Here is a 15,286-nt window from a genome sequence, read left to right as displayed (position 1 = left end):
CGCTCGAGGGATCCGGGGATCCACGGGAGATCGCTGATGGTTCCAGGATCGCACCGTCGGCGCTCCGCTGTCAGGGTGCTGTGCGCAGGCGGAGGGCGCGTGTCCGTTCGTATGGAAAGTGATCATGCGGTTACGTTGCGTATGTGCTAGAAGCATCCTTTCTTAATCTTTCTGATCGTTGCCCGACGGACGGCACCGTGTCCGTGTGGCCCGCGTGGGAAGTGCGGGAGGAGGCGGGCGCTACCGCGTGGTTCGGTGTCCGCCTCGCGTTCCCCGACGGGGCGCTGGTCGAGGCGCTCGCCGTGGTGGCCGGGGGGTGTGTCTCGGTCGAGGACGTCCGGGCGCGGCCGGCGCTCTCGCTCGACGATCTGACCGTGCTCGCGGACTGGATCGAGGATCCGCTCTTCGACGCCTGCGGTCTCGGCCCCGCTCCCACCGCGGAGGAGGCCACCGGATCCGGCCGGGCCCGGCCCCCCTGGCCGCGTGGGATCGAGGGCCGGCGGCTCGTCGCCGAGGAGTACCGCGCGGCCCAGGAGGACGGCGCCGACCCCGTGCTCGCGGTGATGTGCGCGACCGGACACAGTCGTCGCAAGTCGCTCAGGATGATCGCCCAGGCGCGCGACGCGGGGTATCTGACGCCGCGTCACGCTCGCCGCTGAGCAGGTCCGTTGACGCGGGCTGCGGCCCACGTCATGCTCGCGCATCCGCTCACCGCAGGTCCCGCGTCCGCCTACCGCATGTCCCGCATCCGTGTGATCTCGCTCGCCTGCTGGGCGACCACGTCGTCGGCCATCTCCTCGATGCGGATGTTGTTGCCCTGGGACTTCACCTGCGTGGCCATCGTGATGGCACCCTCGTGGTGGGTGATCATCAGGGTGAGGAAGAGCTGGTCGAACGCCTTGCCCCGCGCGGCGCGCAGCTTCTTCAGCTGGGCCTCGGTCGCCATACCGGGCATGCCGGCGTGGTCGTGGCCGCCGTCGCTCTTCTTGTCCTCGCCGTGCTCCGCCAACCAGCCCCGCATGGCCTCGATCTCGGGTCCCTGTGCCGCGGAGATCCGCTCGGCGAGGGACTTCAGCTTCGCCGACTCGGCCCGGTCCGGGACCAGTTCGGTCATCTCCAGGGCCTGGGCGTGGTGCGCGATCATCGTCCGGGCATAGGTGAGGTCCGCCGAGTTGGGGGTGTCGTCGTCGACGCGCTGCGCCTCCGCGCCCTCGGCCGACATGGTCCGGTTCGCCTCGCCGGGCTTGCCCGGGACGATGACCGAAGGCCCGGTCGCGGTCGCCGACTTGGCGTCCGATCCGGACTCGCAGGCCCCGAGGACGAGCACGGCCAGCGTGGTCAGTGCGACCGCGGAGAGGGGTCTGCGGGTTGCGCGACGGAAGAGCACTGCGACCTCCTGGGGCAGGCGGGACGGGGCACACCTCGTGAGTGTTGGTGACCGTCCTAGCACGCTCGCATGCGTGACTGATCAAAAACCTTCATTACGTCTTCGTTGCCGTCTGTTGATATGCGCATGGCGAAGACGATACTTCGTGGTGCGTGAACCGTTCCCACCCGAACGGAACCATGGAGGAAACAGTGATCCTGTTGAAAGAGTCCCGAACGCGCTACAGACGTCTGGGAGTTGCCGCGACAGCCGTCGGCCTCCTGGCCGCGCTGCTGACCGCCGGGCCGGCCGCCGCGACCCCCGACCCGGGGGACGGCCCCGCCGCGAGCGAGGAGGTGTCCAAGAGCACCCGGGCCGAGGTGGAGTCGGCGATAGCCGCGGGTGACATACCCGGCCAGAACGAGATCGTCCACTCGAAGAACATCGAGCACCTGGCGTTCGTCCCCAAGGACGTGCTCAAGGACACCAACTCGGACCTCGCCTTCCAGGGCAGGTACGCCTTCGCCGGCAACTACGACGGCTTCCGCATCTTCGACATCAGCAACCCGAGGGCACCCAGGACCGTGTCCCAGGTCCTGTGCCCGGGCTCGCAGAACGACATCTCCGTCTCCGGCGACCTGCTCTTCCTGTCCACCGACTCCTCGCGCAGCGACAGCAGTTGCAGCAGCACGACACAGCCGCCGACCGAGAAGTCCTCGTGGGAGGGCATGAAGGTCTTCGACATCAGCGACAAGCGCAACCCGAAGTACGTCGCCGCGGTCGAGACCGCCTGCGGCTCGCACACCCACACGCTGGTGCCGGAGCGCAAGAACGTCTACCTCTACGTCTCCTCGTACTCGCCGGACGCCACCTACCCCGACTGCCAGCCCCCGCACGACGGCATCTCCGTCATCAAGGTGCCGCGCAAGGCGCCGCAGAAGGCGGCTGTCGTGGACTTCCCGGTGCTCTTCCCCGGTGAGGGCCCGGACGGCGGCGGCAACCCGGGTCCGCCCGGAGGCGTGCGCAAGACCACCGGCTGCCACGACATCACGGTGCTTCCCTCCCAGGACCTGGCCGCCGGTGCCTGCATGGGCGACGGCATCCTGCTGTCCATCAAGGACCCGGCGCGGCCGAAGGTCATCGACCGGATCCGGGACGACGTGAACTTCGCGTTCTGGCACTCGGCGACCTTCAACCAGAAGGCGAACAAGGTCGTCTTCACCGACGAACTGGGCGGCGGCGGCGCGGCCACCTGCAACGCGGAGATCGGCCCGAACCGCGGCGCCGACGGCATCTACGACATCGTCGGCAAGGGTGACAGGCGCAAGCTCGCCTTCCGCAGCTACTTCAAGATTCCCCGGCACCAGGCGAACACCGAGAACTGCGTGGCCCACAACGGCTCGTTGATCCCGGTCAAGGGCCGGGACATCATGGTCCAGGGCTGGTACCAGGGCGGCGTCTCCGTCTGGGACTTCACCGACTCGGACAACCCGAAGGAGATCGCCTACTTCGACCGGGGCCCGCTCACCACGGACACGATCAAGTCGGGCGGTTCGTGGTCGGCGTACTACTACAACGGCTACATCTACTCCAACGAGTACGCCAGGGGCTTCGACGTCCTGAAGATCAACGACCGGCGCACCGATCCCGCGAAGTGGGTGAGGGTGAACGAGCTGAACGTCCAGACGCAGCCGGACTACTTCGACTGACCGTCCGCGCTCGGCTCGGGCACGGCCCCCGTCGCGAAGAACCTCGACAGGTCCGTGCCACCCGTCCCGTCGGGCACCTTCCCGGTGTCCGGCGGGATCCCCTGGTCCCAGTCCAGCCGGTAGCGCTTGAACAACTCCGCCCGCAGCACCGGAACCGGCATCGGGACCCCCGGGACCAGGGCCGCGAACACCGCGCCCATCAGCAGGGCCCGCATCATCGGATAGTCCGCTTCGACGTCCTGGGAGCCGTGCCGGGCCATGGTGTCGCGCAGCAGCTGGGACAGCCGCTGCTGCTCCGGGCACTGCACGAAGCCCTCGGCCTGGAGGATTCCCGCCATGTGCTGGCGCATCAGCACGGGCCGGTCCCGGGCCAGGCCCAGAATCGCGTCGATGGCCCGCGCCATCCGCTCCGCGCCGTCGCCGGTGCGCGGCTCGCGCTCCAGCGCCTCCTCCAGCGTGCGGTGCATCAGCCGGTGCACGGCCGACTGCACGAGCCTGCGCTTGCCGGGGAAGTAGTACGACACCAGGCCGCGCGCCGAGCCCGCCCGGTCCGCGATGTCCCCGAGCGTCGTCGCCTCGTAGCCGCGCTCGCTCACCAGCTCCACCGCGGCCTGGAGCAGCCGCTCCCGGGAACGTCGGCGCAACTCTTCGTTGACCGAGGCGCTGCGCGGGGACATGCTGTAACTCCTGCGTTGACTGGCTGCCAGCCAACTATACTCAGTACGGCCGGACCGGACCCGGGTACGGGCTGGTCACGGCAGCCGTCTGCCTCGGGCGACGCGGGGGATCGTCCGAGGCGGGCGAGCACCCCCAGGTGGTGTCCTGGGGCTGCTTTCCTCGCGGTGGCCCGGATCCGGGGTCAGCCCACCAGATCCAGTACCGGCCGCAGCCCGTCCGGCCGCTGTGCCACCGGCAGATGGTCCACGAAGTGCACCCCGCACCCGAGAGCGGCCGCCCCGCCGTCCGCCCGCCGGTCGTCGCCGACCATGAGGGTGCCGTTCGGTTCCACGCCGAGCGCGGCACAGGCGGTGGCGAACAGCCGTGGGTCCGGCTTCTGGATGCCGTGCTCGTACGACAGGACGTAGGTGTCGACGTAGGCGTCAAGGCCGTGCTCGCGGAACACCGGGCGCGGATCCCAGCCGATGTTGCTGACCACGCCCACGGCGATCCCGCGCTCCCGCAGCGCGCCCAGCACCTCGACGGCATCGGGGTACGGCGTCCAGGCTGCCGGCGTCATGTGCCGTTCGTACAGGGCGTCGTGCAACGCGGGGTCCGGCAGCGGCACCTGCCGGGCGAGCCCGGTGTACGCGGCCCGGTGCAGCTCGGCGCTCTCGTCCCGGATCTCCCACACGGCGGCGAGCTCGTCGGGAATCCGCCGCACGGCAGGAGCCCCGCCCGGCAAGGCACCCGACCGCTCCAGCGCCTTCGCCGCCCGGAGCACCTCGGGCTCCGCGAGCAGGACCTCGGCCTCGGCCAGCACGGCCCGCAGCCACGACTCGGTGGACTCGATCCGGAACAGGGTTCCCGAGAAGTCGAACAACACGGCATTCATGAGGTGATCCTACGAAGCGGTGTTCCCCGCGGCGGGTGGATCACCGCGGAGGTCACGCCCGGCGGCGGAGGTGGATCAGTACCGCGACGGCCACCGTCAGCGCGCCCAGGAGCCAGCCGCCGAGGACGTCCGTGGTCCAGTGGACGCCGAGCCAGACCCGGGTCAGGCCGACGCCGACGACGGAGATCACGGACACGGACACGGCCGTAAGCCACAGGGCGCGACCGACGCCGTGGTGGTGCAGCAGCCACAGGAGGAGGCCGAGGACGACCACGGCGGTCATGGCGTGACCGGAGGGGAAGGCCGCGTAGTGGGCGGAGTCGACGGGGTCGGGCCAGACGGGCCGGGCGCGGTCGACCGCGGCCTTCATGCCCTGCTGCACCAGCGTGCCCAGCGCGCAGGAGACCGCCAGCCAGATGGCCGTCCACCAGTCCGCTCTGCGCCACACCAGCCACACCACGACGACCGCGCAGAGGATGCGCATCGTCCAGGGATCCCAGACCCAGTCGGTCAGGATCCGGAACGCGTGCGTGACACCGCGTTCGTCCACGGCCCAGCGGTGGGTGGTGTCGGCGACGTCCTCGTCGAAGGTCATCAGTGGATGCCACTCGGTGGCGACCAGGGCCAGCAGCAGCACGGAGCACAGCGCGAGAAGGCCCGTGACGCCGGCGGCGATGCGGTGCGCCTGCGGACGGGGCGGGGAGTCGACGGGCGGGGAGTGCATACGACGATCCTCGCCGACCGAGGGGGAGTGAAGCCAATCCCGGGTGATCCCGGGGAGAAATCGGGGAGGTCGCGGGGTGACATCGCGCCGCGGCCGCCGAAGCGGAACTCGGTCCGGGGGTACGTCCGTTGGTAATTCCTTTGTGGAAGGACCGGAGTCTCCGGTCGAATGCCCTCCATGATTCATGACCGCGGTACGGAGCACGTGGAACTCAACCGGCGCTACTGGGACGACGAGGCGGCGGCGTGGCACGGGCCACTCGCCCGCGATCACTGGTCGCGGACGGAACCGCGGTGGGGACTGTGGGCCACTCCCGAGTCACAGGTCTCCGTGCTGCCCGACGACCTGGCCGGGGCGCGCGCCATCGAGCTGGGCTGCGGTACCGCCTACGTCTCCGCCTGGCTGGCCCGGGCGGGGGCCCACCCGGTGGGGATCGACGTATCCGAGGAGCAACTCGCCACCGCCCGCGCGATGCAGGCCGAGTTCGGCATCGACTTCCCCCTCGTCCTGGGCACGGCCGAGGAGGTGCCCTACGACGACAACACGTTCGACCTGGCCATCAGCGAGTACGGCGCCTCGTTGTGGTGCGACCCGACCCGGTGGATCCCGGAGGCGGCCCGGCTTCTCGTTCCCGGCGGCCGGCTGGTGTTCATGCGCTACTCGCCGCTGTTCGCGCTGTGCGCGGGACCCGACGGAACGGCGTCCACCACGCTGTCCCGCGGGCAGTTCGGCCTGGCCCGGCTGGACCGGGGCAACCACGTGCAGTTCGTCCTGCCCCACGGCGAGATGCTGCGCCTGCTCCGGTCCTGCGGCTTCGTCGTCGAGGACCTGATCGAGATCCAGGCGCCCACGACCACACCTCGGGACTACGCGGAAGTCCCCGCCGACTGGGCCCGGCAATGGCCCAGCGAGGAGATCTGGACGGCCCGGCTGGACGGCTGAGACCCCGCGACGCGTCACATGGCCAGCAGCATCGCCACCATCGCCATCCCCATCGACAACCGGCACGCCCGGGCCAGTTCCGGCCGGTCCCCCCACCCCGCGGCCCCGCCCCCGGCGGCCGCGGGCACCAGCCGTACGCCGGAGCGCAGGACGTAGACCGTGAAGTACAGCAGCAGCGCTCCCGTCAGCAGGGGGACCCCGGCGCCGCCGTGGCCGGCATGACCGCCGGGGGAGAGGGCCATGACCACCGCCATGTAGACCATCGCCGAACTGCCCACGAGATGGTGCACATGGTGCGCGCTCGCGCGGGCCGCCCACAAGGCCCGCAGCGCGGCCGCGCCGAAGACGGCCGCGTAGCCGGACCAGGCCCAGGACGGGGGAGTGAACGCGGCGGCGGGCACCGCCATGGCGGCCATGCCGAAGCCCATGAGCGCCTCGCCGCCCGCCGCCCGGCGCTGCTCCTCGACACTGCTGCGCATCCGCAGCAGGCAGTACGCCCCGGTCGCCGCGCACAACACCACCAGCAGCCAGCCGGGCGAAACCGGTCCGTGCACACCCACCTCCCCGCTCGACGGTTCGTCAGGGAGGCGATGCCCCGGCCCGGCGGCGCGCACGCAAGCGCACGCGGGCGCGAGGAAGGACACGGGGAGCACTCGACGGAGCACGGCAGGTCACAGCCCCGACGTATATGCTTTACGAGTAAAACACTTGTTAAGCTTGTCGTCATGAGCCGTGCCACCCCGACCTCCCGCGCCCCGCGCGTCCGCCGCCTCCCCCTGGCGGGCGTCCTGCGCCTCGGCCGGCCCTCCGACATCTGGTTCAAGCCCGCCCTCAGCGTGGTCGTGGCGGTCGCCCCGCCCAATCTGACCCTGCTGGCGCTGGACCGGCTCGACCTGGCGATGTACGCGATGGCCGGATCGCTGTGTGCGCTGTACGCCCACAACAGGCCGTACGCCGCGCGGGCCCGCGCCCTCGCCCTGGTGGTGCTCGGCATGGTCGGCTCGCTCGCCGTGGCCCTGGCCGCCGCCGCGCTCACCGCGAACGCCGTCGTCCTCGTCGCCGTCGGTGCGCTGCTGGCCGCCGTGCAGAAGGCGGTGTGCGACGCGACCCGTGTCGGGCCGCCCGGCAATGTGGTCCTCACCTTCATCAGCTCCGCCGCCCTGTTCGCGCCGCAGACCCCCGACCAGGTCCCGGCCCATCTCGGACTGGCCCTGGCCACGGGCGGCTGGGCCTGGCTCGTCGGCATGGCGCCCGGCCTGCTGCGCCCGCACGGTCCGGAGCGCCGCGCCACCGCACACGCCCTGAACGCCGCCGCCGCGTACGCGGCCACCGGGGGCACCGCCGACGGCCACGCGAAGGCCCGGGCCGCCGCGGCCGCCGCCGTGCACGGAGCCTGGCAGTGCCTGCTGTCCGCCGGCACCCGCACCCCGACCCGGCGCGCCCTCGAACGGCTCGTCGTCCGCGCCGAGGTCGCCCTCGCCGCCCCCGCCGACACGGACCCGGAGCCGCTGCGCGCCCGGGCCCGCGCCCTGCGCGGCACCGGACCGGTCCCGACGGCGGGCAGGCACCCGGCCGGGACCGACGAACTCCTCGGTGTCGACGCCGAACGCGCCGCCCCCGCCCGGCCGTGGTGGAGCAGGCTGGGCCCGCTCACCCCGCTCGCCCTGCGCACCGCCGTGGGCTGCGCCCTGGCCGGATACGCCTCCCTCGCGCTGGGCGTCGGCCGCCCCTACTGGGCCCTGGTCACCGCGGCCTCCCTCTACCAGGCGAACCTCACCCTCACCTGGAGCCGGGGCGTCCAGCGCGTCGTGGGCAACCTCGCCGGCGTCCTCCTCTTCGCCGCCGTGGCCCCGTTGGCCCACCTCGGGCCGACGGCCCTGGTCCTCACCTGTCTCGCCCTCAACTTCGGCACCGAGGCGCTGATCAGCCGCAACTACTGGCTCGGCAGCGTCTGCGTGACCCCGATGGCGCTGCTCATCACCGAGTTCGCCGGCCGGCAGGAACCCGGCCGGCTGATCACCGAGCGCGTGGCGGACACCGTCGTCGGCGCCCTGGTCGGGTTCGTCGCGGCCGTCGCCGTCACCAACCGGCGCGCGGGCAGCGGTGTCGAGTGCGCGCTGACCGCCGTCGAGCGGGCCCGTGAGCGAGCCGCCCGTCTCCTGGCGGAACCGCGCCCCGCCCCCGGCACCCTGGAGGCCGCCCGCCGCGGCCTCGCCGCCGCCCTGGTCGACCTGCGCGCCGCGGCCGACGCCGCCTCGGGCGAGTGGTGGCAGCGCACCCTGCCCCACGAGAGGGTCGTGCTCGCCGAACAGCGCGGACACCGTACGCTCGCGGCGACGGTACGGCGCCAGGGGCTGCCCCTGGACCGGCACACGGACACGACGGAGGGTGTACGGCCATGACGGCGACGGGCGGACGGTCCACCACGGCACAGAGCGCGACGAGAAACGACACCGTCGCCGCGGTCGTCCGGCAGTGGCAGTCCGTCCACCCCGGCCTCGACACCGCACCCATGGAGATCATCGGCCGCATCAACCGCTGCGCCGCCCTCCTCCAGCAGGCCGAGGACGCCCCGCTGCGCCGCGCCGGCCTGAGCCGCCCCGAGTTCGACCTGCTCGGCGCGCTCCGCCGCACCGGGCACGAGCTCACCCCCGGCGAACTGGCCCGGGAGACCTTCTCCTCGGGCGCCGCCGTCACCAAACGCCTGAAGGCCCTCGCCGAGCGCGGCCTGGTCGAGCGCCGCGGCGACACCCGCGACCGTCGCGTCGCCCACCTCCGCCTCACGGACACCGGACGCGACCTGGTCGACGGCCTCCTGCCCGAACAGCTCGCCTACGAGACCGAGGTCCTGTCCGGCATCGACCCGGAGTATCAGGAGGAACTGGCCGAGCTGCTCGCCGGTCTGCTGGGCCGGCTGGAGCTCCGCAAGTTTTCGTGATCGTCGCACCATTGACGTGACCGACATGCCCTTTCTACGTTCGATCAAGGCCGGTTCGGATCTTCGTCCGGCGTACGACATGCCGGACGAAAGAGGGATGCCGTGACCGCCGACGCCTCCGTACCCGAGCAGCTCACCGTCGACCTCGGCACCGGGACAGGACCCTTCCACGGCGGTGCGAGCGGCACGCTCTACGGCCTGTACGGCGACGGCGTCCCCGGCCTCGCCCTCGTGGAGGGCATGTACGTCCGCACGGTCACGACCAAGGCCCAGGACGGCGTCCAGCACCCCGGCGGCGACGCCCTGGAGATCCTGCCGGCCTTCGTCGCCGCCGGCGGTGAGGACGTCTATGTCTATCTGCCCGACTTCTACCGCGGCTTCCCCTACGAGTGGCCCGGCTCCGGCGGGGAGGAGAAGCTCGCCGGGTTCCTCGATGTCGTCCGACGGCAGGTCGAGCACGTCCTGACCCTGGGCGCGCACAAGTCCCACGTGGTGTACGTCCCGTTCAACGAACCCGAGGGCAACATGTTCGGCGAGGGGGAGTGGAGCTACGACGGGACCTCCTGGCGGACCGACCCGAACGCCTACTTCGCCGCCTGGAAAGCGACGTACGACCTCATCAAGGGCCTCGATCCCACGGCGCGGATCGCCGGGCCCAACACCTGCGTCCTCTACCCGGAGGTCAGGGGCTTCCTGGAGTTCGCCCGGGACCACGACGTCCTGCCCGACGTGATCACCTGGCACGAGCTGTCCTCGCCCGCCGAGGTCCGCACCAAGGTGGCCGAGTACCGCGCGCTGGAGGGGGAGTTGGGCATCGGTCCGCTCCCCGTCAACCTCAACGAGTACGCGCACAACTACCACCTGTCCGTCCCCGGCCAGATGGTGCAGTGGATCGCCGCGATCGAGGAGTCGAAGGTCGACGCCGACCTGGCGTACTGGAACATCGCCGGCAACCTCAACGACTCGGTGGTGGAGGGCACCAAGGGCAACGGCCAGTGGTGGCTGTTCAACGCCTACGGGCGCATGACCGGCCACACGGTGCGGGTCACCGCCCCGCACCCCGACACGCAGTACACCCTTCAGGGGCTGGCCACGCTGGACCGGGGCAAGCGGCAGGCCCGGGCGCTGTTCGGGGGTACGGACGGCGCCGTGGACGTCGTCTTCGAGGCGGTGGAGGCGGACCTCTTCGGCGAGAGCGTGCACATACGGCTTCAGGAGATCCCCTGGACCGGCCAAGTGGGCGCCTGTGCCCAGCCGTTGACCGTGTGGGACGGTGAACTTCCGGTCGAGGAAGGCCGGGTGACCTTACCGGTGAGCGACCTCGACGCGATGTCCGCCTACCAGGCGATCCTGTCGCCCGGCGGCAACGGGGCCGCGCCCGTGGCGCCGTCGGTCGTCTGGCGGCGGACCTACGAGGCCGAGGACGCCGCGTACACCGGCGGCGGCCACACGAGGAACGGACCCGAGGGATCGCCGTCCGCCGTCGACCGGTTCGCCACCTCCGGCGGCCACCACGTGGGCGGACTGCGCACCGGCTCCGACGGCGTGCTCACCTTCGACGTCGAGGTCCCGAAGGACGGGACGTACGACGTCCGGGTCTTCGCCAACTCCCACAACCTGGCCGACCTCGTCCGCGAGCAGGGCCCCACCAACGTCTTCCTGCGGGTCGACGGCGCGGACCCGCGCGAGCTGCTGCTGCCGCTCGGCTACAAGTGGGCGGTGTGGGGCCACACCGACACGCGGGTGGAACTCACCGCGGGCCGGCACCGGATCACGCTCGCCGCGCAGGACCCCGAGCTCGGCGTCACGCGGGGCGACGCGGTGATCGACAAGCTGGACCTCGTCCTGCGCGGCGAGGACCCGACCGCGCTGTACGAGGCCGAGTACGCGGCCCTGGCCGGCGGGGCGGTCGTCAGTCACGCGCACCGCGGTGCCTCGGGCCCCGGCGCCGCCGTCCTCCCGCGCGGCGGGACCGTCACCTTCTGGGTGCACGCCGACGACGACGGCGAGGCGAGCGTGACCGTCGACGTCCTCGGCCCCGGCGAGGGCCTGCTCACGGTCGACGGCGAGCCGGCCGGGCGCGTCGAGCGGGGTGCCGTCCCGCTTTTCCTCACCGGAGGCGTCAACAAGATCACCGTCACCGGGACCTCGGAGCGCCTGGTCGTGGACCGGCTGCGCGTCGGCCCGTCGCGCGCTCTGCTGCCGAGTACGTCGTACGCCGCCGAGACGGGCGCCCTCACCGGCACCGCCAAGGTCACCGGCCGCACCTACGCCACCGGCGGCAAGGCGGTCGGCGGCATCGGCCGCGGGCCGGGCAACGCGCTCGCCCTGACGGTGACGGCGGACCGGGCCGGACGCCACGGGCTCACCATCCGCTACTCCAACGGCGAGCAGGCACCCGCCACCCACTACAACCCCGACCCGGTCTGCCGCCACGCGGACATCTCCGTCAACGGCGCCGCCCCGGACCGCGTCCTGTTCCCCACCACCTTCCACTTCAACAACTTCTGGACCCTCTCGGTCCCCGTCACCCTCGCCCAGGGCGCCAACACGATCAGGTTCACCGCCGACGAACTCCCCGACTTCGACGGCCGGTTCCGCAACCAGCACGGCCAGCGCTCCGCCCACGCCCCCGTCATCGACCGGGTGACGGTGACGCCCCTGTTCCAGGAGCCCCGCGCCTAGGTGTGCTGTTCGGGCAGGTTGGTGATGCGGCTGGCTGGGGTGTGGCCGGGCTGGTGGTGCGGGCGGCTGGAGCGGTCGTGCATGCCGTCGGCCCCGTGTCCGCGGTAGCGGTCGGCCCATCGGGCGGCGGTGGTGTGGCTGCCCTGGAAGCGTTTCGCGGCCCGCCTCGGCGGCCGGCGGTCCTCGACGACACACCGGGCCAGACGCAGCCTGCCGGTCGGCGTCAGCGGAGCGTTACGGTGGAACAACGAGGGCCTCCTTGGCGGTCGGCGCAGACGTCGCAATCCACACCGAACCCAGAGGCCCTCGCCCCGTTCACCACGGCACCGGCCATCCGGACGGCTGTCGGCCGTCCGACGGCGCGAGGGTGGCCGCGGGGACGCGGAAGGCCGTAACCTCGTCGTCGTACCGCAGCGCATGGCGGCCCGGTCTTCTCATCGACGACCCTGGAGGTCCGCCATGCCCGCGCCCACGGTGCGCCCCTTCCACCGAGCCGACCGCGACCAGCTCACCGACCTGGTCAACGCGCATGTCGCCGCCGTCGTCCCCGGTGTCTCCGTGTCCGTGAACACCGTGCTGAGCGAGCTGGAGCGGCAGCCCGGCGAGTTCATCACCGACCCCTGGGTGAGCGAGCGGGTCACGCTCGTCGCCGAGCAGCGCCGGTTCGTCGTCGCCGCGGCCCATCTGCTGCGCTACCGCGCCGACGACGAGGTCGGTGAGGGTTATCGGGACTCGGGCGAGATCGACTGGTTCGTCTGCCATCCGCCGGCCTCCTTCTGGCCGGACGCGGAGGAGGCCGCCGATCTGCTGATGTCGGCGTGCCTGGCCCAACTGGCCCGCTGGAACGTCCGTGTGCGGTACGCCGACGTCGCTCTGCCCGCCCCCGCGGTCTACGGCCTGCCCCGCAACTGGCCGCACATCCGCGCCGCCTACGAACGCGCCGGCTTCCGGCACGTCGGCGACACGGAGGTGATCCTGATCGCCCGCGTCGCCGACCTGCCCGAGCCCGAGGCAGGGGCGGGCCTCACCGTCGAGCGGATCCTGGGGGAGTGCGGCACCCGCTTCACCGCGTACGCCGACGGACGCGCCCTCGGCTTCATCGAGGTCGACACCTCCCTGGCCCGCCCGGAACGCCACACCCGGGCCGCGGGCCTCGCCGACATCGGCAATCTGCACATCGACCCGGGCCACCACGGCGAGGGCCTGGAGCACCGGCTCCTGGGACAGGCGGCCGACTGGCTGCGGCTGTGCGGGGTCGACCGCCTGCTCGCCTACGAAGCGGCCACCGACCGACAGGCGCTGGACGTGCTGGCGAAGGCCGGTTTCCGGGAACTGACGCGGACCGACCGGGGCTGGGAGCACCGCCCCGGCCTGCCTCAGATGCCGGGACGGTAGCGCAGCGGATGGTCCGCCGGGATCTCCACCAGCACGATCGGCGTCCCGTCCGGGTCGGCGATCCACATCTCCACCAGACCCCACGGCTCCCGCACCGGTGGCCGCACGATCTCGACCCCCTTGCCCCGCAGCTCCTCCTCGGCCGCGGCCACGTCCTCGACCTGCAACCACAACCGCACGGCCGACGACGCCGGCACCTCCGACCGCCCCGCCACCTCCAGGAACCCGCCACCGAGAAAGTAGACGACGCCCCGCTCGGGCCCGGTACCGAACTCCCGGTAGACGGCGAGCCCCAACTGCTCACCGTAGAAACGCCGGGACCGTTCGGGATCCGTGGGCCGCAGCAACGTACGACCGCTCAGTACATGCACCATGCACCCGGAGCCTAGTAGTGGCGCTACCCTCATCCGTGCCCGCGCCGTGCCGACAGAACCGGAGATCCCAGCCATGGAAGCCGCCGCCCACCGACTGACCTTCCGCGATGCCTCCGACGCCGACGTGGACGAGTTGGTCGCGCTGATCCAGTCGGCGTATCGCGGGGACTCCAGTCGGGCGGGATGGACCACCGAGGCGGACATCCTGGAAGGGCAGCGGACGGATCCCGAGGGCGTGCTGGCCGTCATCAAGGCGCCCGACAGCAGGCTGCTGGCGGTGGAACGGGACGGGCGGGTCGTCGCCTGCTGTCAGCTCGAACTCCGCGGTGACCACGCCTACTTCGGGATGTTCGCGGTCAGCCCCGCACAGCAGGGCGGCGGGCTCGGCAAGGTGATCCTCGCGGAGGCCGAGCGGCAGGTCCGCGAGGACTGGGGGGTCTCGGAGATGCGCATGACCGTGATCTCGGTCCGCGAGGACCTGATCGCCTGGTACGAGCGCCGCGGCTACCGCCGTACGGGAGAGACGACTCCCTTCCCGTACGGCGACGAGCGCTTCGGCATCCCGCAGCGCGCCGACCTCCGGTTCGAGCTGCTGGTCAAGCCGCTGGTGTGACGTGGGCGGGACTGGCGTGACGTTTATGCGGTGAAACGGCCGGTGCGTTTGATCTCCGGGTAGTCGGTGGTCGCGCCGTCCAGGCCGAGGGCCCGTACCAGGCGCAGGTGGTCCTGGGTGTTGACCACCCAGCCGATGATCTTCAGGTCGGCCTTGCGGGCCCGCTCCACGATCTCCAGGGTGACCCGGCGGATGTTGAGACAGACGGTCCCGGCCGCCACCTCGACGGCCCGGTCCACGATGTCGGTGCCGTAGCGGCTGGCGATCAGCGCGGTGCGCACACCGGGCACCAGCCGGGAGATCTCGGCGATCGCCTCGTCGTGGAACGAGGACACCTCCACCCGTCCCACAAGGTGTCGGGCGTGCATGACCTCGGCCAGCGCACGGGCCGCGGCCACATCCTTGATCTCGGCCTGGAGCGGCGTGGCCACCGTGTCCAGGACCTCCTCGAACACCGGCACCCGCTCGCCCCGGCCGGCGTCCAGGGCGCGCAGCTCGTCGAGCGTCTGCTCGGCGATCGCACCGGCACCGTCGGTCGTGCGGTCCACGTCGGCGTCGTGCATGACGACGAGGGCGCCGTCCTTGCTCAGGTGCAGATCGAGTTCGATGACGTCGAGGCCCGCCTGCTCGGCGGCGACGAAGGAGCGGAGGGTGTTCTCGGGCTCGACACCCATGACTCCGCGGTGACCGATGGTGAGGAAGTTCAAGACTCGACTCGCTTCCGTCGACGGCGGCTCGGAGCCACGCGCGAGCCCAGGCGGTCGGCCGCGCGGGCCGATCCGCAGCCTAACCGCCCTGCCCGGGGATGAAACCGCACCTGCGAGGGGCGCGGGTGTACGAAGCATAAGCACGCGGCATCCGGGTAGGTGGCAGAAAAATATCCGGTGACCATGCGGGTGCGGCAGGAGGATTTCCCGAGACTCCTCTTGCTGGCAGAAACCGCCTATGTGTACGGTCTCCTCACGCGAGGTTCTCCTGTGGAGGATGG

At 71.6% G+C, this 15,286-nt stretch carries 15 protein-coding genes and 1 pseudogene; 8 read left to right on the top strand and 8 right to left on the bottom strand.

Features of this window, described 5'->3' with window-relative positions; all coding sequences use genetic code 11:
• Positions 1-197: 197 nt before the first annotated feature.
• Entirely contained in the window at positions 198-659 is a 462-nt protein-coding gene (locus tag SLINC_RS06310; RefSeq protein WP_067427761.1) for a DUF6214 family protein, read from the top strand.
• Between the two features lie 71 nt (positions 660-730).
• Here SLINC_RS06310 and SLINC_RS06305 read toward each other — a convergent pair whose 3' ends face one another.
• Positions 731-1,387 (bottom strand): DUF305 domain-containing protein, encoded by a 657-nt coding sequence (locus tag SLINC_RS06305; protein WP_067427759.1) that lies wholly within the window; start codon positions 1,385-1,387, stop codon positions 731-733.
• Between the two features lie 191 nt (positions 1,388-1,578).
• Here SLINC_RS06305 and SLINC_RS06300 point away from each other — a divergent pair, with 191 nt between their 5' ends.
• On the top strand, positions 1,579-3,075 hold the full coding sequence (locus SLINC_RS06300; RefSeq protein WP_067427757.1) for a hypothetical protein: 1,497 nt from the start codon (positions 1,579-1,581) through the stop codon (positions 3,073-3,075).
• On the opposite strand, the gene SLINC_RS06295 is transcribed toward SLINC_RS06300, so the two are convergent.
• The 3 genes from SLINC_RS06295 to SLINC_RS06285 form a co-directional block, all read right to left on the bottom strand.
• Positions 3,063-3,752, bottom strand: a complete 690-nt coding sequence (locus SLINC_RS06295; protein ID WP_067427755.1) for a TetR/AcrR family transcriptional regulator — start codon at positions 3,750-3,752, stop codon at positions 3,063-3,065. The two genes, SLINC_RS06300 and SLINC_RS06295, sit on opposite strands and share 13 nt — an antisense overlap.
• A gap of 182 nt (positions 3,753-3,934) precedes the next feature.
• Positions 3,935-4,627 carry an HAD family hydrolase gene (locus SLINC_RS06290; protein WP_067427753.1) on the bottom strand — a complete coding sequence of 231 codons (693 nt, stop codon included), beginning with the start codon at positions 4,625-4,627 and terminating at the stop codon, positions 3,935-3,937.
• Positions 4,628-4,679: 52 nt separating this feature from the next.
• The gene (locus tag SLINC_RS06285; protein ID WP_067427751.1) at positions 4,680-5,351 is read right to left on the bottom strand and encodes a phosphatase PAP2 family protein; all 672 of its coding nucleotides are present in this window, start codon (positions 5,349-5,351) and stop codon (positions 4,680-4,682) included.
• Positions 5,352-5,528: 177 nt separating this feature from the next.
• On the opposite strand from SLINC_RS06285, the gene SLINC_RS06280 reads away from it, so the two are divergent.
• The gene (locus SLINC_RS06280) at positions 5,529-6,293 is read left to right on the top strand and encodes a class I SAM-dependent methyltransferase (protein ID WP_067445087.1); all 765 of its coding nucleotides are present in this window, start codon (positions 5,529-5,531) and stop codon (positions 6,291-6,293) included.
• A 14-nt stretch (positions 6,294-6,307) separates the two neighbouring features.
• Here SLINC_RS06280 and SLINC_RS06275 read toward each other — a convergent pair whose 3' ends face one another.
• On the bottom strand, positions 6,308-6,847 hold the full coding sequence (locus tag SLINC_RS06275) for a DUF5134 domain-containing protein (protein ID WP_067427749.1): 540 nt from the start codon (positions 6,845-6,847) through the stop codon (positions 6,308-6,310).
• Between the two features lie 171 nt (positions 6,848-7,018).
• Between SLINC_RS06275 and SLINC_RS06270 the strand changes: the two genes are divergently transcribed.
• From SLINC_RS06270 to SLINC_RS06260, 3 genes are all read left to right on the top strand, one after another.
• Positions 7,019-8,695 (top strand): FUSC family protein, encoded by a 1,677-nt coding sequence (locus SLINC_RS06270; protein ID WP_067427747.1) that lies wholly within the window; start codon positions 7,019-7,021, stop codon positions 8,693-8,695.
• A complete protein-coding gene (locus tag SLINC_RS06265; protein ID WP_067427745.1) occupies positions 8,692-9,231 on the top strand; it encodes a MarR family winged helix-turn-helix transcriptional regulator in 540 nt (179 codons plus the stop codon). Before SLINC_RS06270 ends, SLINC_RS06265 begins: the two co-directional genes overlap by 4 nt.
• 102 nt (positions 9,232-9,333) lie before the next feature.
• Positions 9,334-11,916, top strand: coding sequence for a carbohydrate-binding protein (locus tag SLINC_RS06260; protein ID WP_067427743.1), 2,583 nt, complete (start codon positions 9,334-9,336; stop codon positions 11,914-11,916).
• A 35-nt stretch (positions 11,917-11,951) separates the two neighbouring features.
• Here SLINC_RS06260 and SLINC_RS06255 read toward each other — a convergent pair.
• Positions 11,952-12,164, bottom strand: a pseudogene (locus tag SLINC_RS06255) (leucine zipper domain-containing protein); the annotation flags it as partial.
• Between the two features lie 211 nt (positions 12,165-12,375).
• Between SLINC_RS06255 and SLINC_RS06250 the strand changes: the two are divergent.
• Positions 12,376-13,311 carry a GNAT family N-acetyltransferase gene (locus tag SLINC_RS06250; protein WP_067427737.1) on the top strand — a complete coding sequence of 312 codons (936 nt, stop codon included), beginning with the start codon at positions 12,376-12,378 and terminating at the stop codon, positions 13,309-13,311.
• Here the strand turns inward: SLINC_RS06250 and SLINC_RS06245 are convergent.
• Positions 13,293-13,685, bottom strand: coding sequence for a VOC family protein (locus SLINC_RS06245; protein WP_067427735.1), 393 nt, complete (start codon positions 13,683-13,685; stop codon positions 13,293-13,295). The two genes, SLINC_RS06250 and SLINC_RS06245, sit on opposite strands and share 19 nt — an antisense overlap.
• 73 nt (positions 13,686-13,758) lie before the next feature.
• Here SLINC_RS06245 and SLINC_RS06240 point away from each other — a divergent pair, with 73 nt between their 5' ends.
• Positions 13,759-14,298 (top strand): GNAT family N-acetyltransferase, encoded by a 540-nt coding sequence (locus SLINC_RS06240; RefSeq protein WP_067427733.1) that lies wholly within the window; start codon positions 13,759-13,761, stop codon positions 14,296-14,298.
• A gap of 23 nt (positions 14,299-14,321) precedes the next feature.
• Here SLINC_RS06240 and SLINC_RS06235 read toward each other — a convergent pair whose 3' ends face one another.
• Positions 14,322-15,005, bottom strand: a complete 684-nt coding sequence (locus SLINC_RS06235) for a glycerophosphodiester phosphodiesterase (protein ID WP_067427731.1) — start codon at positions 15,003-15,005, stop codon at positions 14,322-14,324.
• Positions 15,006-15,286 lie beyond the last annotated feature (281 nt).

The organism is Streptomyces lincolnensis, assembly GCF_001685355.1.
Classification (GTDB): domain Bacteria; phylum Actinomycetota; class Actinomycetes; order Streptomycetales; family Streptomycetaceae; genus Streptomyces; species Streptomyces lincolnensis.
The sequence above is the reverse complement of the archived record's forward strand: the minus strand, read 5'-3'. Positions and strand labels throughout refer to the sequence as shown.

What these genes read in the sequence shown, in the direction of transcription:
- SLINC_RS06295 (WP_067427755.1), bottom strand. Translation starts at nt 3,752, where the DNA reads ATGTCCCCGCGCAGCGCCTCGGTCAACGAAGAGTTGCGCCGACGTTCC.
- SLINC_RS06290 (WP_067427753.1), bottom strand. Translation starts at nt 4,627, where the DNA reads ATGAATGCCGTGTTGTTCGACTTCTCGGGAACCCTGTTCCGGATCGAG.
- SLINC_RS06285 (WP_067427751.1), bottom strand. Translation starts at nt 5,351, where the DNA reads ATGCACTCCCCGCCCGTCGACTCCCCGCCCCGTCCGCAGGCGCACCGC.
- SLINC_RS06280 (WP_067445087.1), top strand. Translation starts at nt 5,529, where the DNA reads ATGATTCATGACCGCGGTACGGAGCACGTGGAACTCAACCGGCGCTAC.
- SLINC_RS06270 (WP_067427747.1), top strand. Translation starts at nt 7,019, where the DNA reads ATGAGCCGTGCCACCCCGACCTCCCGCGCCCCGCGCGTCCGCCGCCTC.
- SLINC_RS06265 (WP_067427745.1), top strand. Translation starts at nt 8,692, where the DNA reads ATGACGGCGACGGGCGGACGGTCCACCACGGCACAGAGCGCGACGAGA.
- SLINC_RS06250 (WP_067427737.1), top strand. Translation starts at nt 12,376, where the DNA reads ATGCCCGCGCCCACGGTGCGCCCCTTCCACCGAGCCGACCGCGACCAG.
- SLINC_RS06245 (WP_067427735.1), bottom strand. Translation starts at nt 13,685, where the DNA reads ATGGTGCATGTACTGAGCGGTCGTACGTTGCTGCGGCCCACGGATCCC.
- SLINC_RS06240 (WP_067427733.1), top strand. Translation starts at nt 13,759, where the DNA reads ATGGAAGCCGCCGCCCACCGACTGACCTTCCGCGATGCCTCCGACGCC.